Consider the following 24060-nt stretch of genomic DNA (forward strand, 5'->3'; position numbering starts at 1 on the left):
TATGTGCCCATACATCTAAGGAGATTATAAATGGCTCGTGTAAAACGTGGTGTAGTGGCTCATCGTCGTCACAAAAAAATTCTTGCTCGCGCTAAAGGTTACTATGGTGCTCGTTCACGCGTTTATCGCGTAGCGTTCCAAGCGGTAATCAAAGCTGGTCAATACGCTTACCGTGACCGCCGTCAAAAGAAACGTCAATTCCGTGCTTTATGGATTGCGCGTATCAATGCTGGTGCTCGTCTTAACGGTTTGTCATACAGCCGTATGATCGATGGCTTGAAAAAAGCTCAAGTGATCATCGACCGTCGCGTATTAGCTGACATCGCTATGCATGATGCAGTTGCATTTGCTGCTTTAGCTGAAAAAGCTAAAGGCGCATTAGCTGCATAAGCTTAGAGATTCAAAGAAGGCCGCTTTTTAGCGGTCTTTTTTATTTTTAGTGACTTGGATTTTCAATAATAGATAATAATCAGAGATAGATGATGCAAGACGAACAATTTTTAAATGATTTAATTCAACAAGTCCAACAAGGTCGCCCATTTAAATATTTATATTTCTGGGGACATACTCCAAAGCAAACCAACCATGTAGACAAAAGCTGTTTTAGCCAGTGGTTTCCATCGCCATTCAAACAGGAGGGTGTTGAATATCTCACAGCGGAACATTATATGATGGCGCAGAAAGCAAAACTCTTTAACGATGATGAGAAATTTAATCAGATTTTGAAGGTCACACATCCGAATGAAGCAAAACAGCTAGGCCGAAAAATACAGCACTATGACGAACAATTGTGGCAGGAAAAGCGCTTTGATATCGTGGTACAGGCAAACTTTGCCAAATTTTCACAGCATCCTGAATTAAGAGATTTCTTGATTGCCACGCATGATCGTATTTTGGTTGAAGCATCGCCGGTTGATAAGATTTGGGGGATTGGTATGGCACAAGATCACCAGCATATCCAAGACCCGAGCCAATGGCAGGGATTAAATTTACTTGGTTTTGCACTTATGCAGGTGCGTGCTCAGTTGCTATAGGCACAAAATGAAAAAGACCGCTTTTTAGTGGTCTTTTTCATTGGCTAATTTTTTAAGTACTTTATATATGGCATAGATAAAAGCAAGAACCAGAATAAAAAGATTACCCCAATCAACTGCGAAATAAGCTAAGGTCCATAACGCACAATAACACCATAGCATGGACCATAGAAATTTTATGATTCCTGACCAATGAAAGTGGGGTTGAGGTTCTGTGAATGAAAAAGTTTCATGCTCTGCTAATGGGAGAGTGTTTTTTGAAAAATCGATAGAATCTATAGATTTAGGATGAAATTTAAAAGCATTGTGTTGATCATGGTAGTCACTGATATTTGAGTTCTGATATTGGTTGGCCGTATATTTAAAGATAAGGACGTGGAATTCTTCGAGTGTATTACGTGCAGTATCAAATTCTAGTTTTTCAGTTTCAGACATGTGCCAGTAATCACCATTGTCATTTTTGATATGAGATTCATTATCAAACTGACTTTTTAAGCGAGCAGCATTGAGCATTAAAATACTGGCATAATTCTTTTTCAGATTATAGGGGAGTACAGGGAACTGTTCTTCAATTTGATACATATCGCCTTCATAGCAATTATTATCAGTCAACGGAATAGGGTAACTTCCAAAGCGTCGAGCCACTGCAAAATGATAGATTTTTTCTTGGTATTCATTGAAAAAGCTTTGCCAAGAGATAGGTTTTAAATCTTCAGCAATACTGGAAATAGCCACGACAGGAAGATCGATCAACACATAGTTTTCAACGCTGTCATGGTAATTGTTATAGTCTGAGTATAATGGGTATCCATCGTTATCATAGCTTTGCCAAAGTGATTTTTCTTCACAATGGATCAGTGCTTTTAACTGTTGTTGAGGAAAATGGCAGACAATACAAAAGTCACTATCACTTTGGGTGAAATTAAAAAGTTTCGATTCGTTCAAATAATTTGAGAGATTGGATGCCGAATGTAAACTGATTTTTTCTAGACCTTGTGATTTCAGAAAACTTAAAAAATGTGAAGCAGAGCCTGCCAGTAAATTACCTTGCTCAATATTTCGTAAAATAGGAAAGTGGGTGAAGAGTAAAGGGTGGCGGTCTAAAAGCTCGGAATCTACGCCGCCAGTTAAAAATTCATTTCCATAACTGACTAATGCGATTTGACGGTAAATTCTTGGTAAATGGAGATACACTCTTCTTCCTATTATAATCATTTTGAATTAGAGATAGAGTGATCAAAAAGTAATGAGAAAACAATACCATTTTCGCAATATTGGACAAGATCTCTATATCTGGGATGTTCATCATTTACTTGAGTTGACGAAAAACTTGATGCCTAAGAAAATTTTACTGGCTGATATTCAAGAGCTAAACGAAGCCTATTGGTTTCCAGATCAATATCCAACAACACAACAAATCATTGAGCACTTTCAACTGATTCAAGATGCTGATCTGAGTTATCCAATTATCTTATGTGCACAAGGGCGTGTGATGGATGGAATGCATCGCGTCGCTAAAGCCAGTTTACTTCAATACACAGATATTCTCGCCGTGCAATTTGAACAAACCCCTGAACCTGATTTCCTCAATATGGATGAAGATGATTTAGATTATGATGAGTAAGATAATCTATTGATTTATTTAATGATTACATAACCCAAACATGTTCGATTAGACTTTTACGCTGAAATCTTTTTACAGTAAAGAAAACAGCGTCAGGATAAAAATATGTTAGTGAGTGTAGAAGGGTTACAGCAAGGTGCATTTGAAACAGAACTGAGTATTGTGCCTAGAAAGGGTGAAACCATCCGAATTTTTTATGGGCCAGATGCTGAAGTTGAAGGTGAAATTGAAAATGTGCATCACATTGTTAATCAGCATGATGGCGGGCATAAAGTGATTATCAGAATTCGCCCCACCTTCTAAAACGATAAAAGAAAAACCTAGATGGTGTGATCTAGGTTTTTTTATGCATGGTGTTGTTACAGACCAAAATAATAAGCAAGCAGACAGATAATTACAGTTAGGATAATCAGTTTGATAACACCTGATGTGCCAACTTTATGCTGTTGGGCTTTATCTAGTTGATGTGGGATTTCCATCGTTCGATCAATAATTTCAGGCTCTTCTGCTGTGAATTGGGCCGTTTGGTAATGATTTGCTGTTTTCACAATTAATTTTGCAAATAAATCATCGGTCTTCTGGGCGAAATTACGCAAATTGATTTGTTCTTCATGACTGATCAATTCACCTGTCGCATGATAAGGATGTTGTCTTTGTTGCTCCAAATAATCAGCCAAAGCTTGAGTACGATATAACAGGCGATGTGCACAATCAGCGGGATAATCAGTTGGAATCAATGCGAGTTGCTGGTTTGGTGTACTGATCGAATCAAATTCATAGCCATAGAAAGGGAGGTCCTGTTGTTCTGGCTCAGAAAAATGTTCTGCATATTTACTATCGAACAGTTCTTTTTCCAAAAAAATGGCCACCTGATTCCAATTCACTTTTTGTAAGTCAGTATCAATTTTTTTAGCGAATTTATCATTCAACTCATAACGCCAAAACACTTCTTGGCGGAGTGTTGTTTGTTGGGGTGTCGGTATATTAAAGGTTTGATCAGTGTTATCCCATTCAGCCAGTTCATGTCCACAAATCCATGCGGTTTTTTTATTGCCTTGATGGCTCACAATAAAATGTGCGAAGGGAAGCAACTCTACATTGGCATTTGGATTTTGCTCATCATTGAGTACGCTGGATAAATGTAGGCTGAGTTTTTTAACCCCTTGTTTTTTTAAGCCTTCAAGCCAAATCTGGAAATGTTGTGCCAACAGGTGCTGGGAGAGTAAATCCCTAAAGATCAGTCGATTCTGATTGAAAATCGGATGTTCAATCCAACGACTAAAATTGAGTTCACCTGCAAGAAACTCATTGCCATAAGTCACAAGTGTAAGCTGTTGTTTCCAGATTTGATCAAGCGCCATCGTTATTCTTTCTCATTGACGATATCGGTATCTTATACATTTTATTCAATTATTGATTAATTTTTACGAAAATTTAAGCCATCTGCTTCATATTCTTGTTGTTTTATCTTTAAATTAAAACTGAAAAAGTACTCTATTTAAACAGTCGTTTATCTTCATTAAATAGGTAAAAAGCTGATAAACTATAGCGTTTTATTATATTTCTATATTTTGTTGCTTTGAGAGTTACTATGTCACTGGAAGCCCTGACCACTGAAGCGCTTGCTGCCATTGCAGCGGCTCAAGACCTTGCTGCACTCGATCAAGTCCGTGTGCAATTTACAGGGAAAAAAAGCCAGCTTGCAGAGCAGTCGAAAGCACTTGGAAAAATGGATCCTGAAGAACGCAAAGTACAAGGTGCTGCGATTCATGCTGTTCGTGAAGCAATCAATACAGCTTTGACTGAGCGTCAACAAACATTACAACAAGCTGAGCTTGCAAAAAAATTGGCAAGTGAAACCATTGATATTACTTTACCTGGTCGCGGTCAGCGTATGGGAAGTATTCATCCTGTAACTCAGGTACAAGAGCGTATTTGCCAGTTCTTTACCAAAGCTGGTTTCCAAATTGCGTATGGTCCTGAAGTTGAAGATGATTATCATAACTTTGAAGCCTTAAACATTCCGGGTCATCATCCAGCTCGTGCTATGCATGACACCTTCTATTTTGATGCAACGCATTTGCTTCGTACCCATACCTCGGGTGTACAAATTCGTACCATGGAAACCAGTCAGCCGCCAATTCGCATCGTGTGTCCAGGTCGTGTATATCGTTGTGACTCGGATCAAACGCATTCGCCAATGTTCCATCAGATCGAAGGCTTATACGTTGCAGAAAATACCAGCTTTGCTGAATTAAAAGGTTTATTGATTAACCTGTTAAATGAATTCTTTGAAAAAGATTTGAAAGTACGTTTCCGTCCATCTTATTTCCCATTTACTGAGCCAAGCGCTGAAGTAGATATTATGGATGAGCGTGGTCGTTGGTTAGAAGTTTTAGGTTGTGGCATGGTGCACCCAAATGTACTGCGTGCTGCAGGGATTGATCCTGATAAATACAAAGGCTTTGCTTTTGGTTTAGGGGTAGAGCGTTTTGCAATGTTGCGTTATGGCATCAATGATTTGCGTATGTTCTACCAAAATGATGTGCGTTTTTTACGCCAGTTTGCCTAAACATTTTTTCAGGATTAAATAAGGTTTATACAAATGAAAATTAGTGAAAATTGGTTACGCACGTGGGTGAACCCTGCAATTGATAGCGAAGCACTTTCTGATCAATTGACCATGTTGGGCTTGGAAGTTGATGAGTTAGCGCCTGTTGCAAAACCATTTACCGGTGTAGTTGTTGGTGAAGTCCTTACGGTTGAACAACATCCAGATGCAGATCGTTTACGTGTGACCACGATTAATATTGGTTCAGGTGAAGCCTTACAGATTGTCTGTGGTGCGCCAAATGTTCGTGTGGGCATGAAAGCTCCTGTTGCAACGATCGGTGCCGTACTGCCAGGCGATTTCAAAATTAAAAAAGGCAAGCTCCGTGGTGTTGAATCACAAGGTATGCTGTGTGGTGCATCTGAAATTGATTTAGAAGACAAAATTGATGGTTTGTTAGAGTTGCCTGCTGATGCACCAGTGGGAATGAATATTCGTGAATATTTAAAACTTGATGACAATGTGATTGATATAAGTATCACACCAAACCGTGGCGACTGCTTTAGTATTCGCGGTATTGCACGTGAAATTGCGGTGATTAACCAGCTTGAAGTGAATGAGCCGAAGATTCAGGCCATTGCAGCAAATATTGCTGATGAGAAAGCGGTAACGATTAGCACGGAAGGTACACCACGTTATTTGGGTCGTATTATCAAAAATGTGAATGTCAAAGCGGCAACTCCTGAGTGGATGGAGCAAGCTCTTGCACGTTCAGGTATTCGTACTCATAGCATTTTGGTGGATATTACTAACTATGTGTTGCTTGAATTGGGCCAACCAATGCATGCATTTGACTTGGCAAAAATTGAAGGTTCGATTCAAGTCCGCCAAGCGCAGTCACAAGAAAAGTTGACGTTACTCAATGATCAAGAAGTTGAATTGCAAGATGACATGATGGTCATTGCAGATGATCAAAAGGTTTTAGCGATTGCGGGAATTATGGGGGGGCTAGATTCATCGGTAACTGATGATACCCAAGACATCTTCCTTGAAAGTGCATTCTTTGCACCTTTAGCGATTGCAGGTCGTGCGCGTCGTTTTGGTTTACATACCGATTCATCACAACGTTATGAACGCGGTGTGGATTTTGAATTGCCAATGATTGCTATGCACCGTGCTTCTGAGCTTATTCAAGCCTTTGCTGGTGGTGAGTTTGGTCCAGTGACTGTTGCTGAACAGGCAGAATTGCTTCCAAAGCGCGAAGCAATTGTATTGAAGCAAGCACAAGTTGATCAATTACTCGGTTATGCTGTGGCTGGTGATTTTATTGCCGATGCTTTGACGCGTTTGGGCTGTGTGGTTGAAAGCAAAGCTGAAGGTGAGTGGCGTGTTGTTCCACCATCGCATCGTTATGATATGGCAATCTATCAAGATTTAATTGAAGAAGTTGCCCGTATTCACGGTTATGACAACATTCAAATTAGTTTGCCAAAAATTGATGTAAAACTGGAAAAGTACCAAGACCGTTTTGAAATTGCACAATTACGTCAAACTGCGGTGACATTGGGCTATCAAGAAGCAATTAGCTTTAGCTTTGCCGATGCAAAACTTGAGAAGCAATTAAATCCAGATGTACAGCCACTGATGCTTGCCAATCCTATTTCAAGTGATTTGGCTGCAATGCGTAGTACTTTGTTGTCTAGCTTAATTCCGTGTGTACAGTACAACTTAAACCGTCAACAGCAGCGTGTACGTTTCTTTGAGTTGGGCCTACGTTTTGATTATCAGGGTGCGCAAAATATTCATGATCTAAAACAGATCCCAACTTTAGCATTGATTGCGGTTGGTGCTCGTGTACCAGAATCGTGGCATGCAAAACCTCAATCAATGGATTTCTTTGATTTCAAAGGTGAGATTGAAGAGATTTTAGCTGCTGGTCGTATTGGTGCTGACTTTGTTCGTACAGAGCGTGCATGGTTGCATCCTGGCCAATCGGCAGAAATTTTGGTGGATGGACAATCGATTGGTTATTTAGGTCGTCTACATCCATCATTGGAAAATGAACTCGATTTGGGTATAACTTGGGTCGCAGAGCTGGATCAACAGGCAGTTTTGCAATCTTATGTATCTAATTTTACAGAATTATCACGTTTTCCATCGGTTAGACGTGATATTGCGCTTTTAATCTCTGATAATATTGAGGTAAGAGATATTCAGCGGTTAATTGAGCAGACTGGTGGTGAGTTACTCGACTCAGCATGGTTGTTCGATGTGTATACGGGCCAAGGGGTTGAACAAGGCAAGCGCTCTTTAGCTTTTGCAGTGTTATGGCAACATCCAACTCGTACGCTTGAAGATGCTGAAATTAAATCTGGTATGGATAACATTATTCAAGTGTTGGAAGACACTTACCAAGCGACATTGAGGGCCTCATGACAGCATTAACAAAAGCAGATATGGCGGACCATTTAAGTGAGCTTACTAGCTTAAATCGCCGCGAAGCAAAACAAATGGTCGAGTTATTTTTTGACGAAATTAGCCAAGCATTAATTGCTGGCGAACAAGTCAAACTTTCTGGCTTCGGTAATTTCGAGTTACGTGATAAACGTGAACGTCCGGGACGTAATCCAAAGACAGGTGAGGAAATTCCAATTTCTGCACGTCGAGTGGTCACGTTCAGAGCGGGTCAGAAATTTAGACAGCGCGTTGGGAATGAGCAGATCGATTGATCTGCTTTTTTTATGCCAATCTTTTATTTATAGAAATGTTAGGCATAAAAAAAGAGAACCGTAAGGTTCTCTTTTTTTTCGATAATCTAAAACTAGATTATTGAGCAGCAGAAGCTTCAGCAGGAGCAGCTTCAGTAGCAGCAACGTCAGAAGCAGCAGCAGCAACGTCAGAAGCAGCAGCTTCAGTAGTAGCAACAGCTTCAGAAGCAGCAGCATCAACAGCTTCTACAGCTTCAGAAGCAGCTTCTACAGCTTCAGAAGCAGCAGCAGTAGCGTCAGTAGCTGGCGCTTCTTCTTTCTTAGAGCAACCAACGAAAGCTAAAGTAGTAGCAATAGCAGCAACAACAGCGAATTTTTTGAATAACATGGCATCACTCTCATAAAATTGTGAGATTAAAAAAAACCTGAGCTAGTCTGTTTGTGCTTTTATTATTCCTAAACGCTTTAGGTAACAACGCAGGGAGCAGCCTAACTGGTCTGTAGCTATCCTATCAAAGCAATTCATGAATTACTACTGTTCTGTCCAACAAAACGACAAAAATGGGCAGAATTTGGCTATTTTTTGATAGAAAATAACTATGGGTTATATGATTTGAATCGGTAAATTGAAAAAAAATAATATCAATTTTTAAATATAAACTTATAAATCAATAGATTGTTTATTTTCATGATTTTTAGAAGAATGTGTAAATATTCTGTAAGCGTGTCAACCAAATAAAAAAAGCTACCATTAAGGTAGCTTTTTCTTTGGACTTTAAGTCGATGCCTTTCGTTTCATTTGATCGAAGAAGTCATCATTGGTTTTGGTTTCTTTCATACGATCTAATAAGAATTCCATCGCCGCAAGCTCATCCATCGGATGTAATAACTTGCGTAGAATCCAAACTTTACGAAGATTCTCTTCGCTCATGAGGCGTTCTTCACGACGAGTACCAGATTTCTTGATATTCATTGCAGGGAATACACGTTTCTCTGCAATACGACGATCAAGGGTAATCTCTTGGTTACCTGTACCTTTAAACTCTTCATAGATCACATCATCCATTTTACTGCCAGTTTCAATCAAAGCAGTAGAAATAATGGTGAGTGAACCACCTTCTTCAATATTACGTGCAGCACCGAAGAAACGTTTTGGACGTTCTAAAGCATGTGCGTCTACACCACCAGTCAATACCTTGCCTGATGAAGGCACTACAGTATTGTAAGCACGTGCAAGACGAGTAATCGAGTCAAGGAGAATCACAACATCTTTTTTGTGTTCAACTAGACGTTTCGCTTTCTCGATCACCATTTCAGCAACTTGAACGTGACGGGCAGGTGCTTCATCAAATGTAGATGCAATCACTTCACCACGAACAGTACGTTCCATTTCGGTGACTTCTTCAGGACGTTCGTCAATTAGAAGTACAATTAAGAAAACTTCTGGATTATTACGGACAATCGATTGCGCAATGGTTTGTAATAACATTGTTTTACCCGCTTTTGGCGGCGCAACAATAATAGAACGTTGACCTTTACCAATTGGCGCGACAAGATCGACAACACGAGAGGTTAAGTCTTCTGTTGTACCGTTACCCAATTCCATCACCAACTGTTCAGTTGGGAATAATGGGGTAAGGTTTTCAAATAGAATTTTATTACGTGAGTTTTCAGGCGTATCGTAGTTAATTTGGTTTACTTTTAATAAAGCAAAATAACGTTCACCTTCTTTCGGTGGACGAATTGTGCCAGTAATCGTATCACCGGTACGTAAATTAAAGCGGCGAATTTGTGATGGGCTGACATAAATGTCATCTGGTCCTGCTAGATATGAGCCAGCAGCAGAGCGTAAGAAGCCAAAACCATCAGAAAGAATTTCGAGAACACCATCACCAAAGATTTCTTCGCCGTTCATGGCGTGGCGTTTTAAAATGGCAAAAATAATATCTTGTTTACGGTTACGTGCCATGCCTTCAAGGCCCATAAACTCCGCAATTTTAATGAGTTCGCCAATGGGTTTTTTCTTGAGTTCAGTTAAGTTCATAAGTGGTCAGACAGAATGGAATAAGTGGAGGACTACGTTAGGGAAAGAATAAAAAATCGACCGCATACATACATGCTGAGGTAATTGTATTTACACAACCACGATTCAGTAGTCTGGTTCATTGTTTCAGAGAGAAATGTGAAAACAATTGTTATTGCCGAGCGGCGATCTTATGTTTTGTCTTGTAAGAAGCGCAATGAAGTAGATTCCATTCAAAGCTTCTTGATCCAGAAATATAGAGGAAATCAAGTAAATTGTCAATTTTTACTAAGAAATACGCGATTCAATCAATCGCGTATTTCTTGTATTGACCGTGTGACAATCGAATTAGATGTTTTGGTCAATGAATGCTGCAAGTTTTGAACGCGGCGCTGCGCCAACTTGTTGAGCAACAACTTCGCCATTTTTAAACATCAATAATGCTGGGATATTACGAATGTTATATTTTACAGCAGTATCTTCACATGCAGTCACGTCAACTTTAACGATTTTTACTTTTCCTGCATATTCAGTTGATAGATCTTCAAGAACAGGTGCAATTGCTTTACAAGGTGCACACCAGCCAGCCCAGAAATCAACAAGTACAGGAGTTTCAGCATCTAAAACATCTGCTTGGAAGTTTGCATCAGTTGTATTAACAATAGTCGCAGACATGAGGTTGCTCCAAATTTAAGAAATAAAGTGCGAATTTAATCATCATCACGATGAATATTACATTGCTACTTTACTCAATGTAAGGGTTTGTTCTGATTATTCAAGTTTGAAACCGAAAAGTCTAATGGATGCTCACGATGTTGATCATCGACTTCTACAATCATTTATTAAGTAAAAGCGCAAATACAGTACTTTTATTGCTTAAAATGACTTTAAAATTGTAAGCATGTGAATTACTCTAATGCGTGAATTGAGCATGGGTTTATATGAATAATGTCTGATTTTCTGATTGATGAAGAATTACTTGCTGCGATTGATATGGGATCGAATAGTTTCCATCTGGCAATCGCTCGTGTTGATCACGGTGAAGTTAAGAAAGTTGCTTCAATGTCAGAAAAAGTACAGTTAGCAGCTGGGCTTGATGAAAATAAGAATTTAACCGAAGCTGCGCAACAGCGTGGACTGGCATGTTTAGCCCGTTTTGTTGGGCGTTTGAGCTCAGTACAACCGAATCGTTTACGTATCGTGGCAACCAATGCGTTAAGACAAGCAAAAAATGGTCACGAATTTATCCAAAAAGCAGCCGAAATTTTACCGAAACCGATTGAAATTATTGCGGGTCGTGAAGAAGCGCGTCTGATTTATCTGGGCGTTTCACATACCATGGCCAATGGTGGTCGACGTTTAGTCGTGGATATTGGTGGTGGTTCAACCGAGTTTATCATCGGTGAGGAATTTGAGCCGCTGCATACCGAATCCTTACAAATGGGCTGTGTGGCCTATAGTAAAACCTATTTCCCTGATGGTGAAATTACCAGCAAAGCATTTGATAAAGCCGTGGTTGCTGCACGCAAAGAAATGTCCGCCATAGCCAATACTTATAAATCTGTGGGTTGGGATACTGTCGTCGGATCAAGCGGAACCATTAAAGCCTGCCGTCAGATCGCGGTTAATCTCGGTTTAAGTGATGAGCAAGAAAACTTGACCCGTGATGGTTTATATAAATTAAAAGATCGTTTGCTCAAATTTAAACATATTTCTGAAATTGATTTTGAAGGTCTACGTGAAGACCGTCGAGCAGTTTTGCCAGCCGGCCTTGCGATTTTGTATGCCATTTTTGAAGTCTTAGATATCGACAAATTGGCATATTCTGACGGTGCATTACGTGAAGGCGTGATGTATGACTTGCTCGGTCGTTTTAAGCATGAAGATATTCGTGACCGCAGTGTGCAAGCACTTATGGGACGTTATAACGCAGATCCCAAACAAGCTGAACGGGTGGTCAATACGGCACAAGAGTTGTTTGATGGTGTTGCCGATGCGTTAAATTTAACGACTGAAGACAGTGACTTACTACGTCGTGCAGCTTATCTGCATGAAATCGGTTTAGCGATTAGCCATGGTGGTTATCACCGTCATGGGGCATATTTATTGCAACATTCGGATATTCCAGGTTTCTCACAAATTGATCAAAATCATCTTTCACACTTGGTTTCACACCATCGTCGTAAGTTACGTGCAGATGCAAAAAATGACGTTTTAAAGGTCGGTGGTAGTCATTTAATCTACCTTTGCTTATTACTTCGTCTTGCAGTTTTACTGAACCATAGTCGTAGTGATCAGATGCTTCCTGCCATTGAACTGAGTGTTGTAAATGATCAACAATGGCAACTCAGCGTTTCTGGCGATGCTAAACAATGGCCTTTATTGGTTGCAGACCTGCATGATGAGCAGGTGCAATTTAAGCACTGGGACATTGAGTTAAATATTCAGTCAGACAAATTTGTTGATTAACCATATTATTATGGACCATTCTTGACTTATGAAAAATAAAGCGACTCAGTCCAAGGCTTGGGCTACGGTTCAAATTGCACGACACCCTGAGCGTCCGCAATTTCTAGATTATGTCAGTGAAATTTTTACTGAATTTGATGCACTTCACGGCGACCGTTTATTTGGTGATGATGGTGCCATGATTGGTGGTTTGGCACGTTTTGACGGACAACCTGTAATGGTGGTTGGTCAACATCGTGGTCGCAGCACACGTGAAAAACTACAGCATAACTTTGGGATGTGTAATCCAGAAGGATATCGTAAATCACAACGTTTACTTGATATGGCTGAGCGTTTCAATTTACCTGTATTTACTTTCGTCGATACCATGGGTGCATACCCTGGTGTAGGAGCTGAAGAACGTGGTCAAGCAGAAGCAATTGCAACCAGCTTGGCACAACTTTCAAGTTTAAAAGTGCCTGTGATTGCCACGATTCTTGGTGAAGGCGGTTCGGGTGGTGCACTTGGTATTGGTGTAGCCGATCGTGTGATTATGCTGTCACACAGTATTTATTCGGTGATTTCACCTGAAGGTTGTGCGTCTATTCTATGGAAAACCGCAGATAAAGCAGCACAAGCGAGTGAAGCACTTTCTCTAACTGCAGATAAACTTCAAGCATTAGGCATTGTTGAATATGTTGTGGATGAAGGTGACGGTGCGCACTTACAGCCTGAAAAAGTCATGCATGATTTGAAAGATGTGTTAAAACAAGCTTTAGATGAATTGCAACCGATGGATGCACAAGAACGATGCGACGCACGTTATCAACGTTTAATGAAGTTTGGCAGCAGCAATTTAGGCATCGCGTCTTAGCACAAACCCAGCATTTTTCTGAACAAACTCAATTCTTGATTGGGTGTAGCGGCGGCATGGATTCCATGCTGTTGCTGTTTCTAATGTCTGAACTTTTTCCGACTCAAACCCGTGCGATTTATGTTGATCATCAACTACAAGCAATGAGTGCCGAATGGGGTCGTGTTGTAAAGCAGCAGTCAGATGCCTTAAATATCCCGTGTATTATCCAGCAAGTAGACGTTGCGACAGGCAATTTGGAACAGCAAGCGCGTCAAGCGCGTTATCAAGCGTATCAACAGCATTTACAATCCAATGAAATTTTAGTTTTGGCCCATCATCAGCAGGATCAGGCTGAGACGCTATTATTACGCTTGTTTTCTGGAGCAGGCGTGCATGGATTAGCTGCGATGCAGCAACTTGATATTCGTCAAGACATGACCATTTGGCGACCATTTTTAGATGTGAGTCGCGAGCAAATTGAACAATGGTCGCAGCAACTTGGTTTTGCCTATGTGACAGACCCAACTAATCATGATACGCACTACGATCGGGCGTGGTGTCGAAAAGAATTATGGGATGTCTTACAAAAACGCTTCCCCAAAATGCAGGCAGCTGTAGCACGGACTAGTTCTTTGATGCAGGATGCTGCGGAAATACTGGATGACGTGTTGCAGACGGATTGGCAACACTGTGCGACCGATCGTGTACTTGATCTGATCAAGTTGCAGCAACTCTCGGCTGCACGGCAACGTCAATTGTTATCGACTTGGATGAAGGGGGTGGATCAATATCGACCAAGTTATGATATGGTGCAGCGATTGCAGCATGAGGTCATTCTTGCAAAGCCAGATGCGCAGGCAACTTTACATATCAATCAACATTATTTCGTTCGCTATCAGAAAACGTTATATCGTTTAACCCACGATGAGCTGTACGCAGAAAAATTATTTTCCTTTCCAGATACGTTGTCACAACAGTTTGATATGGGCGAAACCATCAATGTTGCGGCTGGACAATTTAAGATTGAAACTCAAAATATTGGTCTTTCATCTCGGCTTTTAGGGCGAGAGTTAAGGTTGCTTAAACGACAGGGGGGTGAAAAAATTCATCTTTATGGTCGTGTTGGACATTGGCCGTTGAAAAAAGCCATTCAAGAGCTACAGATTTTGCCTTGGTTACGTCATACAATTCAAATATTAGTCGTAGATAATGTTATGCTTGGGGTTTTTAGCCCAAAGGGTTTTTGGTTGGCGCAATCTGATTATTTAGAGCAGGGCGGTTGGCAACCAAGTTTAATTTCTGACTGTAATGACGTTTTTCAGCAGTCTTTTTCGTATGATGAGTAGGACATGGCGACAACATTGAACCAAAATATTTGTTTTATTGGCGGCGGCAACATGGCACAGGCCTTGATTGGTGGGTTGCTATCTCGTGGTTTACCCACAACGCGCATTACCGTTTCCGATCCTGTAGAACAAATTCGTCACATCTTAGAAGAAAAAAATATTCAAACTACCACTGACAATGTGGATGCAATTAAAAATGCGGACGTTGTGGTATTGGCGGTCAAACCTCAAGTTTTGGCAACGGTATTACAACCATTAAAAGGTTTATTGTCAGATAAACTCGTGATCTCAATTATTGCGGGTGCTGAAATTCAAACGATTTCAGATTTAATTGGTGGTAGTCAACGTATTGTCCGTGTCATGCCGAATACGCCAGCATTAGTCCAAACAGGTGCACATGGTATTTATGCATCTGAAGCGGTAAATGCTCAAGATCGTGAGTTAACCAGTCAAATTTTAGCGGCGACAGGTTTAACCATTTGGGTGGAAACTGAAGCTCAAATTGATGCCGTAACCGCAGTCTCTGGTTCTGGTCCAGCATACTTCTTCTATTTGATGGAAAGTATGATTCGTGCTGGCAAGAATCTGGGACTCGATGAAAAAGTGGCGACGGCATTGACCTTGCAAACAGCGTTGGGTGCGGCACAAATGGCAATTACCAGCTCAAATTCTCCGGCAGAATTACGTAAAAATGTGACCTCTCCAAATGGCACAACGCAAGCAGCTTTAGAAGTGTTTGATCGTGCGCAGATTTCACAAAATATTCAAGCAGCGCTTGCAGCAGCTCAGAAGCGTAGCCAAGAGCTAGCGCAAGAGTTGAGTGACAAGACTAAATCGGTTTAAGTAGGATAAGACAATTATGGGTGCAAGTTCTGCGCTAATTTTTGGTGTTTTGATCAATGTTGCAATTTTATTGGTCTTTTTCCGTTTTTTAATGCAATTGGCAGCAGTCAGTCCATACAATCCTGTAGTGCTTTCAACCGTGAAAGCCACCAAGATTGTGGATGTGTTTAGCCGCATTTTCCCGACGATTGGTAAAGGCCGTGTCAATTTAGCGGCAGTTGCTTTGTTGGTGGTGCTGTATCTCCTGAAAATGTTTGGTCTGATGTATTTGTCTGGGCAGATGCCACATAGTGCGGTGTATCTGGTGATTACGACATTTGTGACCATGATTCAAGATTTGATTCGCTTCTGTCGTTACTTGATTTTTGCAACGATCATTTTAAGTTGGGTGGTGATGTTTACGCAGTCACGCTCACCTTATATTGAAGTGATCCAAGAATTGGCTGAACCATTGCTTGCACCATTCCGTCGCTTATTGCCGAACATGGGGATGATTGACCTGTCTCCAATCTTGGCGTTCTTGGCTTTGTACGTGGCTGAGATTCTGATGAACGAAGCAGCTAAAGTGCTATTAACTGGTCTTTAAGCCAATCTGATTCAATAAAAAATGGGCGTTATGCCCATTTTTTATTTCTTGATCAAACGTTGCCGTATGGCTCGATTTAATGGATTGGAGAAATAGCGTGCAATGAAAGCACCTAGCCCAATCGCAAGGACAAAATAGACCAATAATAAGATCAGTTTAATGTTGCCTTCTGTGACTGCTGGCGTATAAAACAGTTTAAAAAAACCTAAAATAATCAGGTGGAATAAATAAATTTCATAACTATTCTTGCCAATCTCCTGTAACCACTTAAACCGCTGTGTCAGCGTGGTGCTGTGTTCATTTGCCACATTCGCAACAATCACGATTGCTGTCGCAAGTGCAAATAGGCTGACGCCCCAAATACAGTTTTGTTTAATTGGTGCAGAAAAATAAATGATAAACATCGTCGCAATGGCAAGGTATTTCAACCCTAACCAAGTTTCGGCTTGCAGCTTAAGTTGCGGTGCGATCAGTGCTGCAATACAGCCAAAGGCAATCCCATCAAAACTAGAGAAGTAATGGTAGAGGTAGGCACCACTTTCCTCACCATAATGTAAATATCTAAAATAAGGTGCAAATAGAATCAGCGCGAAACAGACAAATAGAAAGTAGGGCTTTTTCTTGAATAGCAGTGCTGTCAGTGGGAACAGTAGATAAAACACTTCTTCCACAGATAAAGACCATAACACGCCAAGCGCATAGTTGACCCAACCATTTTCAATAATTAGGATGTTCATCCAAAAGGTCAACGCTGCTAGGTTAACTGTTGACTGAGCGACGACAATGCCATTTGGAGCCTGAGTCATAAAAGATTTAAGCTCAAATGCACCGAAGATATTGACCAGACAGATCAGCAGAATCAAGGTTGGCATGATGCGAGCGAATCGTGAAATATAAAAGTCGCGCGTATTGATCTGATGTAATGCACCCCAGCGTTTGATGGTATGTGAGGTGATGAGATAGCCCGAGATGACAAAGAACATGGTGACACCATAATTACCATTGCGGGCTAAAAGCGTGGTGATGTTTTCACCAAAAAACTGAAAATTGATCGAGGTGTCAAAGAGCTTATAAGGGATATTGAAGTGATGCAGTAAAACCAAAAAGATTGAAATACAGCGTAATGAATCAATAGAGTGAAAGCGTTTAAATTGGACTTGATTAAAGGACATATTGCATTCCTTTCTCCTATACGAATTAATTTTTATCAGATATTCTTTATTTTCAGTTTTCTTGTAGCGCAGGGGAGTTTATCCCCTGTCTGCAAGAAACATTTTGTTTTTCGAGTGTGTGGATGGCTTAGTGGGCAGCATCCCAGTTTGGACCTTGCCCAACTTCAACCACAAACGGCACTGAAATTTCTAATACCGATTGCATCACTTCAGCAATTTGCTTGGATAGTTCATCCGCAATCGCAGCATCCGCTTCAAACACAAGTTCATCGTGCACTTGTAATAACAGCTTGGCTTGATCTTTAGGTAGCATTTTATCGACTGCAATCATAGCAAGTTTAATAATATCTGCCGCACTGCCTTGTAAAGGCGCATTGATTGCCGCGCGTTCAGCTGCTTGTTTGATCATTTTATTGCTTGCCATAATGTCTGGTGTATATAGACGACGGCCTAAAATGGTTTCAACAAAGCCTTGTTCACGCGCAATCTGACGCGTACGTTCCATATAATCCAATACGCCCGGATAACGCTGGAAGTAACGTGCGATGTAGCTGCGTGATTCTTCACGGCTAAAGCCAAGTTGACGGGTTAAACCAAATTCAGACATACCATAGAGCAGACCAAAGTTAACCGCTTTGGCTTGGCGACGTTGGTCATTGGTCACATCTTCAATGGCAATGCCAAGTACTTCAGATGCAGTGCGGCGGTGTACATCCTGACCTTGTTGGAAGGCATGAACTAACGCATCATCTTGAGAGAAATGAGCCATCAAACGCAGTTCGATTTGCGAATAATCGGCAGCGAGTAACACTCGGCCCTCAGGTGCAATAAAGGCTTTACGAATTTGACGCCCAATCGGAGTACGAATTGGAATGTTTTGCAGGTTTGGATCGGTTGAAGACAAGCGGCCTGTTGCAGTTAAAGCTTGATGATAGCTGGTATGTACACGATGGGTTGTGTCATGCGATTGTTCAATCAGGCGATCGGTGTAGGTATTTTTGAGTTTTGCCAAGCCACGATGTTCCAAAATGACTTCAGCCAATGGATGTTCGATTTTCTCTAAAATACTTTCACTGGTGCTGTATTGACCTGTTGCAGTTTTCTTACCCCCTTTGAGTCCAAGTTTCTCAAACAGGACTTCACCGACTTGCTTTGGTGAAGCAACATTAAAGGCTTCGCCTGCCAATTCCGCTGCTTGAGCTTCCAGCGTTTGAATGGTTTCTGAAAACTCGACACTGAGTTGATCGAGGAATTGATGATCCAGCTTAATGCCATCTTCTTCCATGCCTGTGAGCACGCGAGCAACAGGCATTTCAATATTATGTAGAATATTGACCAGTTCTGGATGGGCTTTCAGTTTTGCTGCAAGGACTTCATACAAACGATAAGTGACATGCGCATCTTCGGCGGCATAATGCGCTGCGACTTCAAGCTCAATCTGATTAAAGGTTTTTTGCTTTGCACCTTTACCTGCGATTTGTTCAAAAGTCGTGGTCAAATGGCTGAGATAAAGACGAGCAACATCGTCCATACCATGTCGCGTTGCAGCGGCATTCAATACATATGAAGCAAGCATGGTATCGAAATACCAACCTTGAATGGTGATACCATGATTGGCAAAGATATGCGCATCATATTTTAAATGATGACCAATTTTCTTGACTTGTTCATTTTCAAGGATCGGTTTGATCTGAGCCAGAACCAGTTCACGATTCAGTTGTTCAGGGGCACCTTCATAATCATGTGCCACAGGAACGTAATAGGCATCTTTGGCATCAAACGCGACCGAGAAACCGACCAGTTCGGCAAAGCGATAATCCAGATTAGTCGTTTCAGTATCAATCGCAAAATGATTGGCTTGCTGCATACGCTGCAATAAGGCATCCCAATCTTGTTGGCTCAATACCGTATGATAAGTCGCATTACCGAGTTGATCATCTTGACTTGATAGATTGGCATGATCTTCAGCCACCACGGGTTCTGCTTTTAGTTCAGCTTTGGCAATACTTTGCGAGGTTTGTTGATAAGCAGAACTATTGGGATTGTTGGGATGGTCTAAGGATTGTAATTGGTTACGAAATTCTAATTCAGTATAGAGCTCACGGAGTTGATCCACATTAGGATTGGCGAGTTTGAGGTCATGCCAATCTAAGGCAAGATCAAGATCACAGACAATGCTGGCAAGTTGATGGTCAACTTTGATGTTGTCTACATTATCTTTAATATTCTGGCTGAGTTTGCCTTTAAGCTGATCAGCATTGGCAATAATATTGTTTAATGTGCCGTATTCATTCAGCAGCTTTGCCGCTGTTTTTGCGCCAACACCTGGAACGCCCATGATGCCGTCAGACGCATCGCCCATCAGGGTGAGGTAATCGATAATTTGATTTGGATGTACACCGAACTTTTCAAAAACACCTGCTTCATCTAAAACACGTTCTTTAAAGCTGTCTTCCAGTTTGACATGTTCATTGACCAACTGCGCCATGTCTTTGTCGCCCGTCGAGATGAGGACGTGATGACCTTCTGCCAAGGCACGTTTGGTTAAAGTCCCAATAATGTCATCCGCTTCTGCACCTGCGAGAAAATACAAAGGAATCCCTTGCGCTTTGATCAATGCATGTAAATAAGGAATCTGTTGAGATAACTCCTCAGGCATGCTTGGACGATCGCCTTTGTAGATTGGCGATAATTTATGACGGAAGGTTGGTTCTGGCGTATCAAAAATCACAGCCATATGGGTAGGCTGAGTGCGACGCATCAGTTTTTGGATCGCTGAGATTGCACCTCGAATGGCATTGGTATGTAAGCCAGTCGACGTGGTTAATGGGGGTAAGGCGTGAAAAGCACGAAATAAGAAATAAGACCCGTCTACCAAGACAAAAGGTGGCATTGCGCAAATCCTAATTATAAATTACTCGGTATTTTACGTGAAAAAGTGGTGGCTGTCTTATCTGAACTGGACGGAGAGCGGCTGCTTATGTCGTTTAAAATTTGCAGTATTTTGTATGTAACAATACCTGCCTATCTAGTGATCAAGTAAGATAGCCGCAATGAAGCTGTCATAATTGATATAAGTCTATGTATAAAAAAGACAAACAGGGACTCATCGTTGTATTAATTGCCTTGGCTGTATTGCTTGCGGCTGCAATTGTATTGAAGTGGCAAGGGACAATTGTTGCTGCTGGGATTGGATTGACCGTTGTTATTGTGCACGTTCTGTCTGAAATTCATCAGCGTTTGCTGCAACTAGAGCAAGCTGCACCGAGCTATTCTGCATTAGGGGCTGGTATTGGCGTACAAAAAATTGTGATATATGCCGCGGCACTCGTCGCCTTATTTGCCTATGCCAATACTTGGATCTGGCTCGCAGGTGGCGCTTTATTGGTATTGTTGTTGTGTTTGATCCAAACCATCAGTGCTTTTCAAACCCGATTGCTGCATTTAGAGCAGGTTGCAACACAATCACTCAATCCAGATATTTTAATTCAGCCACAACAACAGACGCCAAATATTGCTCAATCTGCTGAATGGGATGAAACGACAGCTTCAAACTCTGCAATTGTGGAACAGCAGCAGCCAGCTTGGATGCAGGCTCGACCTGAATCAGTTCAAAGTCCAATACTTCAGAACGCTACTTCCGCTGCTCATTCTTCTGAATCCAAACAACCTGCTTGGTGGCAGCCTGCATTGGACTGGATGATACATGGTAATCCCATTCTCCGTGTTGCTGTTGCCATATTAATGGTCGGTGTGATTTTACTCTTACGTTTTGCCAGTGAACATTGGCAACTCAGCTTAGGTGTGAAACTGGGTTTTATTGCGATTGCGGGCGTAGCCACAACTGTTGCAGGATATTTACTGCAAAAGAAAAATCAATTATTTGCAGTGGCTCTACAAGGCGTCGGTTTAGCGGTAGTTTTTTTAACCCTGATCTTCTCGCATCATTTCGCCGTCATTGCCAGCTTAAGTACCGCTAGTATTCTGTTTGTCATTTTATTATTGGCGACCGTTTACTTAAGTTTAAAGCAACAAGCCTTGTATTTGGCGATGTTGGCTTTAACCATGGCCTATCTGGCTCCGCTGGTCATTCCACAAAATCATCCTGATGTGATTTTCTTATTTAGTTATTATTTTGTCATTAACTTAGCCGTGGCTGCGTTGAATTTTATTCAACCCTGGAAAATTCTGCATCAAATTGCTTTCTTCGCCACCATGTTTATTGGTGGTTCGACGATCGGGATTTATGCAAAAACCTCGCAGTTTAATACGCTAGATATCATTCTCTGGCTACATATAGCGCTATTTATCTGGCTGAGTATTCGTTATAGCCAATTGATGTTACGTGCTCAAAATGCGCAGCAACAAACAGCTCAGGCATCTGAGCGTTTACAACCGATTTTAGATGTAGGCCTGATTTTTAGTGTTCCTGTACTGGGCTTTTCGCTACATGCTTATTTAATGCATAACTCGACCTCAGCACTCACTTGGGGAGCGGTTGCACTCGCGATTGTGTATATCAGTTTAAATATCTGGATTAAACGCCAGCATCCACAATTATCAATTTTGGCTAAAAGTTTCTTTATTCTTGCTGTGGTCTTCGTTGCGTTGATTTTCCCGCTGGCCAAAGGAGCACATTGGACGTCAACAGGTTGGGTGATTCAGGGAACTGCACTGATTGTTTGGGGCGTGACCGAGCGATATCGTTTAAGCCGTTATGTTGGCGTGGCATTGGTATTATTAAGTTCAGTGGCGCTGCTGTTCCAAGTGTGGTCAAACGATCATTTCCCAATTTTAAGTACCGCGATTTTTGCGCTTGCTCAATTTATTTCTGCTTTTTACTTATTGCATTATCAAGAAGTCGAGAAGTATTTCAGTGCCCGTATGTTGAGTGGGGTTTTTCTGGCACTCGGTTTGTATTCAGGCGCGATTGCTGCTGTTGAATGGATGCAATGTCAACAACATGGGCTGAGCCCTTATCTCGCGATTGATGCAATATTATTGGCATTGTTTAGTCTGGCTGTGTATGTTAAATCACGTTTGCAGTGGGGCAATCTACAGCTGATTTTGGTGGCGGTGTTGTTATTCTTACTGTACGGGGAAACTTTTGCTGTAGAGGTTTACTCAACAGGACATTGGCCGAGCACCTTAAATCAGGTTGGCTTTGCTGTCGCTGCGAGCTTATTGTCCTTGCTGCTGATCAGCTTGAATTTGAGCAAGTCTAGCGTCTATACGGTGATTTGGGCGACGTTGCTGTGGTTGAGTCTTGCCAGTATCGGTTTGGCCATTTTCCCAATCATGCCGATTGCAGCGCTTGCGTTGATCCCTGTGATTTATGCTGTTTGGTTATTACGATCGCATAAAACACAGTTATTACATCAATTACCTGTATGGGGCTTAAGCCTGTTTTGGTTATTGCTGATTAGTCTAGATCCGTATTCGGCTGAACAGTATTATGCTTTACCGTTAATCAATCCTACCGATCTTTTGTCTTTACTGGTGTTTGCAGGTCTGATCTGGACGATATATCAGCATGACTTTAGTGCAGAACGCTCGATGGAATGGGGCTTTAAAGTTACCACCATTTTGATTGGCCTATTGGTGCTGAGTAGTGTGGTGGTGCGTGCTATGCATCATTATTTGGGCACACCATTCTGGGGGACAGCAATTTGGTCGAATGGTGATGTTCAACTCAGTTTGACACTATTGTGGGTTATTTTAGCTTTTGTTCTAATGACTTTTTCCAGCCGCCGCCACATCCGACAAATTTGGTTTGTCGGTGCAGCTTTGTTAGGCATTGTGGTAACGAAACTGTTGTTATTGGATTTATCGCAAAGTGGCACTTTAACCCGTGTGATTTCTTTTATTGGTTCGGGGGCTGTAATGTTGGTCATTGCTTATCTAGCACCTTTACCCCCTGCGATAGAACAGACTCAGAAAGAGAGTTAACTCTCTTTCTGTTCTTTTTTGAGTTCTTTTTGATTGGCATATTGATCAACTTCGTCATTTTCTAAGGGAAGAGGTCGGTCAATCAGGCCCATCTTCGGTACAGGAATCTCGATCTCATTTTCCAAGAAGCCATTACGAATGCGTTCCTGCATTTCATCGCGTACTTTGAGCGAGTTTTCCTGACGACACCACACCGCAAATAACAGTTCAATAGAAGATTCTCTAAACGCCGTCACTGTGACCGTGGCTTTAGGATCATCCATCACCAGCGGATATTTGGCTGCAACGTCTAACAGCACATGTCGCACTTTAATAATGTCTTCGTGAAAGTTAATCGCCAAGGTGATTGGAATACGCCGTATCGGGTATTTGGATAAGTTCATCACAGGGGTTCGGATCAGTTGTTCATTCGGCAAACGAATATAAACATTATCCAGCGTCAAAAGTTTAACTGAGAGTAGATCAATCGAAATCACTTCACCTTCGATGGTTTGACCTCGAATTAAGGTGATTTGAATGGTGTCACCGACTTCAAAAGAGCCTTCACCAATCAAAAACAAGCCACTAATCAAGTTACTGGCAGAGGTTTGAGAGGCGAAACCGAGCGCGACAGTTAATATCCCAGCAGCACCTAAAAATACGCTGAGTTTAAAACCAGCTTCTCTGAGGCTGGTCATAATGAATAGCAAGAAGATGAAGTAAAAAATACCCCGACGCCATAACAAACGCTGATGCGCATTAAAGCGGCTACCTACCGTGCGAATAAAGGCATTTGAAACCAAACGTGCAATCAGGAAGCCGATAAAACATAAAATAATGGCGACCACGATTTCACTGAGTCGCTCAAAGTTAATGTTGGTGAAAACACTGGTTAGGCTGCCGGCAACATCTTTGGGAATATTCGAATTTGGCATCGCGAC

The 24060-nt window shown here is 41.4% G+C and carries 21 protein-coding genes; 13 read left to right on the forward strand and 8 right to left on the reverse strand.

Features of this window, described 5'->3' with window-relative positions:
- Nucleotides 1-30 precede the first annotated feature (30 nt).
- Both rplT and B2727_RS07585 read left to right on the forward strand, forming a co-directional pair.
- Nucleotides 31-390 carry a 50S ribosomal protein L20 gene (gene rplT, locus B2727_RS07580; RefSeq protein WP_004664213.1) on the forward strand — a complete coding sequence of 120 codons (360 nt, stop codon included), beginning with the start codon at nucleotides 31-33 and terminating at the stop codon, nucleotides 388-390.
- A 92-nt stretch (nucleotides 391-482) separates the two neighbouring features.
- Nucleotides 483-1034 carry an NADAR family protein gene (locus tag B2727_RS07585; protein WP_004804485.1) on the forward strand — a complete coding sequence of 184 codons (552 nt, stop codon included), beginning with the start codon at nucleotides 483-485 and terminating at the stop codon, nucleotides 1032-1034.
- 24 nt (nucleotides 1035-1058) lie between these two features.
- Here the strand turns inward: B2727_RS07585 and B2727_RS07590 are convergent, their stop codons facing one another.
- Complete coding sequence (locus B2727_RS07590; RefSeq protein ID WP_005207080.1) at nucleotides 1059-2228, reverse strand: hypothetical protein; 1170 nt, start codon at nucleotides 2226-2228, stop codon at nucleotides 1059-1061.
- 52 nt (nucleotides 2229-2280) lie between these two features.
- Here B2727_RS07590 and B2727_RS07595 point away from each other — a divergent pair, with 52 nt between their 5' ends.
- Together B2727_RS07595 and B2727_RS07600 are read left to right on the forward strand one after the other, a co-directional pair.
- A complete protein-coding gene (locus tag B2727_RS07595) occupies nucleotides 2281-2658 on the forward strand; it encodes a hypothetical protein (RefSeq protein WP_005207082.1) in 378 nt (125 codons plus the stop codon).
- A gap of 105 nt (nucleotides 2659-2763) precedes the next feature.
- The gene (locus B2727_RS07600; RefSeq protein ID WP_004655648.1) at nucleotides 2764-2961 is read left to right on the forward strand and encodes a hypothetical protein; all 198 of its coding nucleotides are present in this window, start codon (nucleotides 2764-2766) and stop codon (nucleotides 2959-2961) included.
- A gap of 56 nt (nucleotides 2962-3017) precedes the next feature.
- On the opposite strand, the gene B2727_RS07605 is transcribed toward B2727_RS07600, so the two are convergent.
- Nucleotides 3018-4019, reverse strand: a complete 1002-nt coding sequence (locus B2727_RS07605; protein ID WP_033134674.1) for a hypothetical protein — start codon at nucleotides 4017-4019, stop codon at nucleotides 3018-3020.
- A gap of 230 nt (nucleotides 4020-4249) precedes the next feature.
- On the opposite strand from B2727_RS07605, the gene pheS reads away from it, so the two are divergent.
- From pheS to B2727_RS07620, 3 genes are read left to right on the forward strand one after another with little or no spacing between them, the layout of a single operon-like run.
- A complete protein-coding gene (pheS, locus tag B2727_RS07610; RefSeq protein WP_005146537.1) occupies nucleotides 4250-5230 on the forward strand; it encodes a phenylalanine--tRNA ligase subunit alpha in 981 nt (326 codons plus the stop codon).
- A 33-nt stretch (nucleotides 5231-5263) separates the two neighbouring features.
- Nucleotides 5264-7645 carry a phenylalanine--tRNA ligase subunit beta gene (gene pheT, locus B2727_RS07615; RefSeq protein WP_033134673.1) on the forward strand — a complete coding sequence of 794 codons (2382 nt, stop codon included), beginning with the start codon at nucleotides 5264-5266 and terminating at the stop codon, nucleotides 7643-7645.
- Nucleotides 7642-7938: an integration host factor subunit alpha gene (locus tag B2727_RS07620; protein WP_000126166.1), complete on the forward strand. Its 297-nt coding sequence runs from the start codon at nucleotides 7642-7644 to the stop codon at nucleotides 7936-7938. The genes pheT and B2727_RS07620 overlap by 4 nt, the downstream gene beginning before the upstream one ends.
- 97 nt (nucleotides 7939-8035) lie before the next feature.
- Here B2727_RS07620 and B2727_RS07625 read toward each other — a convergent pair whose 3' ends face one another.
- From B2727_RS07625 to trxA, 3 genes are all read right to left on the reverse strand, one after another.
- Nucleotides 8036-8305, reverse strand: coding sequence for a hypothetical protein (locus B2727_RS07625; protein WP_005207085.1), 270 nt, complete (start codon nucleotides 8303-8305; stop codon nucleotides 8036-8038).
- A 387-nt stretch (nucleotides 8306-8692) separates the two neighbouring features.
- Nucleotides 8693-9961, reverse strand: coding sequence for a transcription termination factor Rho (gene rho, locus B2727_RS07630; RefSeq protein ID WP_004804496.1), 1269 nt, complete (start codon nucleotides 9959-9961; stop codon nucleotides 8693-8695).
- Nucleotides 9962-10288: 327 nt separating this feature from the next.
- A complete protein-coding gene (gene trxA, locus B2727_RS07635; protein WP_004804498.1) occupies nucleotides 10289-10615 on the reverse strand; it encodes a thioredoxin in 327 nt (108 codons plus the stop codon).
- Between the two features lie 273 nt (nucleotides 10616-10888).
- On the opposite strand from trxA, the gene ppx reads away from it, so the two are divergent.
- The 5 genes from ppx to B2727_RS07660 are packed head-to-tail and all read left to right on the forward strand — an operon-like array spanning nucleotide 10889 to nucleotide 16019.
- Entirely contained in the window at nucleotides 10889-12409 is a 1521-nt protein-coding gene (gene ppx / locus B2727_RS07640; RefSeq protein ID WP_004804500.1) for an exopolyphosphatase, read from the forward strand.
- A gap of 28 nt (nucleotides 12410-12437) precedes the next feature.
- A complete protein-coding gene (locus B2727_RS07645; protein WP_005146510.1) occupies nucleotides 12438-13262 on the forward strand; it encodes an acetyl-CoA carboxylase carboxyltransferase subunit alpha in 825 nt (274 codons plus the stop codon).
- Nucleotides 13199-14590, forward strand: coding sequence for a tRNA lysidine(34) synthetase TilS (gene tilS / locus B2727_RS07650; RefSeq protein ID WP_081406978.1), 1392 nt, complete (start codon nucleotides 13199-13201; stop codon nucleotides 14588-14590). Before B2727_RS07645 ends, tilS begins: the two co-directional genes overlap by 64 nt.
- Before the next feature lie 3 nt (nucleotides 14591-14593).
- Nucleotides 14594-15433: a pyrroline-5-carboxylate reductase gene (gene proC, locus B2727_RS07655; protein ID WP_005207087.1), complete on the forward strand. Its 840-nt coding sequence runs from the start codon at nucleotides 14594-14596 to the stop codon at nucleotides 15431-15433.
- 16 nt (nucleotides 15434-15449) lie between these two features.
- On the forward strand, nucleotides 15450-16019 hold the full coding sequence (locus B2727_RS07660) for a YggT family protein (RefSeq protein ID WP_005184711.1): 570 nt from the start codon (nucleotides 15450-15452) through the stop codon (nucleotides 16017-16019).
- 41 nt (nucleotides 16020-16060) lie between these two features.
- Here B2727_RS07660 and B2727_RS07665 read toward each other — a convergent pair whose 3' ends face one another.
- Both B2727_RS07665 and polA read right to left on the reverse strand, forming a co-directional pair.
- On the reverse strand, nucleotides 16061-17191 hold the full coding sequence (locus B2727_RS07665) for an acyltransferase family protein (protein WP_033134672.1): 1131 nt from the start codon (nucleotides 17189-17191) through the stop codon (nucleotides 16061-16063).
- Nucleotides 17192-17318: 127 nt separating this feature from the next.
- On the reverse strand, nucleotides 17319-20084 hold the full coding sequence (polA, locus tag B2727_RS07670; RefSeq protein WP_241289233.1) for a DNA polymerase I: 2766 nt from the start codon (nucleotides 20082-20084) through the stop codon (nucleotides 17319-17321).
- A 188-nt stretch (nucleotides 20085-20272) separates the two neighbouring features.
- Between polA and B2727_RS07675 the strand changes: the two genes are divergently transcribed.
- The gene (locus tag B2727_RS07675) at nucleotides 20273-23140 is read left to right on the forward strand and encodes a DUF2339 domain-containing protein (protein WP_033134670.1); all 2868 of its coding nucleotides are present in this window, start codon (nucleotides 20273-20275) and stop codon (nucleotides 23138-23140) included.
- Here B2727_RS07675 and B2727_RS07680 read toward each other — a convergent pair.
- Entirely contained in the window at nucleotides 23137-24054 is a 918-nt protein-coding gene (locus B2727_RS07680) for a mechanosensitive ion channel family protein (RefSeq protein ID WP_004804508.1), read from the reverse strand. The two genes, B2727_RS07675 and B2727_RS07680, sit on opposite strands and share 4 nt — an antisense overlap.
- Between the last annotated feature and the right edge of the window lie 6 nt (nucleotides 24055-24060).

It is taken from the genome of Acinetobacter sp. UBA991 (assembly GCF_002292065.1).
In the GTDB taxonomy this organism is placed as follows: domain Bacteria; phylum Pseudomonadota; class Gammaproteobacteria; order Pseudomonadales; family Moraxellaceae; genus Acinetobacter; species Acinetobacter higginsii.

Bases quoted from the DNA above. Each gene is read 5' to 3' on its own strand.
- B2727_RS07605 (WP_033134674.1), bottom strand. From the start codon at position 4,019: ATGGCGCTTGATCAAATCTGGAAACAACAGCTTACACTTGTGACTTAT.
- rplT (WP_004664213.1), top strand. From the start codon at position 31: ATGGCTCGTGTAAAACGTGGTGTAGTGGCTCATCGTCGTCACAAAAAA.
- trxA (WP_004804498.1), bottom strand. From the start codon at position 10,615: ATGTCTGCGACTATTGTTAATACAACTGATGCAAACTTCCAAGCAGAT.
- B2727_RS07645 (WP_005146510.1), top strand. From the start codon at position 12,438: ATGAAAAATAAAGCGACTCAGTCCAAGGCTTGGGCTACGGTTCAAATT.
- B2727_RS07665 (WP_033134672.1), bottom strand. From the start codon at position 17,191: ATGTCCTTTAATCAAGTCCAATTTAAACGCTTTCACTCTATTGATTCA.
- B2727_RS07600 (WP_004655648.1), top strand. From the start codon at position 2,764: ATGTTAGTGAGTGTAGAAGGGTTACAGCAAGGTGCATTTGAAACAGAA.
- B2727_RS07680 (WP_004804508.1), bottom strand. From the start codon at position 24,054: ATGCCAAATTCGAATATTCCCAAAGATGTTGCCGGCAGCCTAACCAGT.
- B2727_RS07625 (WP_005207085.1), bottom strand. From the start codon at position 8,305: ATGTTATTCAAAAAATTCGCTGTTGTTGCTGCTATTGCTACTACTTTA.
- proC (WP_005207087.1), top strand. From the start codon at position 14,594: ATGGCGACAACATTGAACCAAAATATTTGTTTTATTGGCGGCGGCAAC.
- polA (WP_241289233.1), bottom strand. From the start codon at position 20,084: ATGCCACCTTTTGTCTTGGTAGACGGGTCTTATTTCTTATTTCGTGCT.
- B2727_RS07595 (WP_005207082.1), top strand. From the start codon at position 2,281: ATGAGAAAACAATACCATTTTCGCAATATTGGACAAGATCTCTATATC.
- ppx (WP_004804500.1), top strand. From the start codon at position 10,889: ATGTCTGATTTTCTGATTGATGAAGAATTACTTGCTGCGATTGATATG.
- B2727_RS07585 (WP_004804485.1), top strand. From the start codon at position 483: ATGCAAGACGAACAATTTTTAAATGATTTAATTCAACAAGTCCAACAA.
- pheT (WP_033134673.1), top strand. From the start codon at position 5,264: ATGAAAATTAGTGAAAATTGGTTACGCACGTGGGTGAACCCTGCAATT.
- tilS (WP_081406978.1), top strand. From the start codon at position 13,199: ATGCGACGCACGTTATCAACGTTTAATGAAGTTTGGCAGCAGCAATTT.
- B2727_RS07675 (WP_033134670.1), top strand. From the start codon at position 20,273: ATGTATAAAAAAGACAAACAGGGACTCATCGTTGTATTAATTGCCTTG.
- B2727_RS07660 (WP_005184711.1), top strand. From the start codon at position 15,450: ATGGGTGCAAGTTCTGCGCTAATTTTTGGTGTTTTGATCAATGTTGCA.
- rho (WP_004804496.1), bottom strand. From the start codon at position 9,961: ATGAACTTAACTGAACTCAAGAAAAAACCCATTGGCGAACTCATTAAA.
- B2727_RS07620 (WP_000126166.1), top strand. From the start codon at position 7,642: ATGACAGCATTAACAAAAGCAGATATGGCGGACCATTTAAGTGAGCTT.
- pheS (WP_005146537.1), top strand. From the start codon at position 4,250: ATGTCACTGGAAGCCCTGACCACTGAAGCGCTTGCTGCCATTGCAGCG.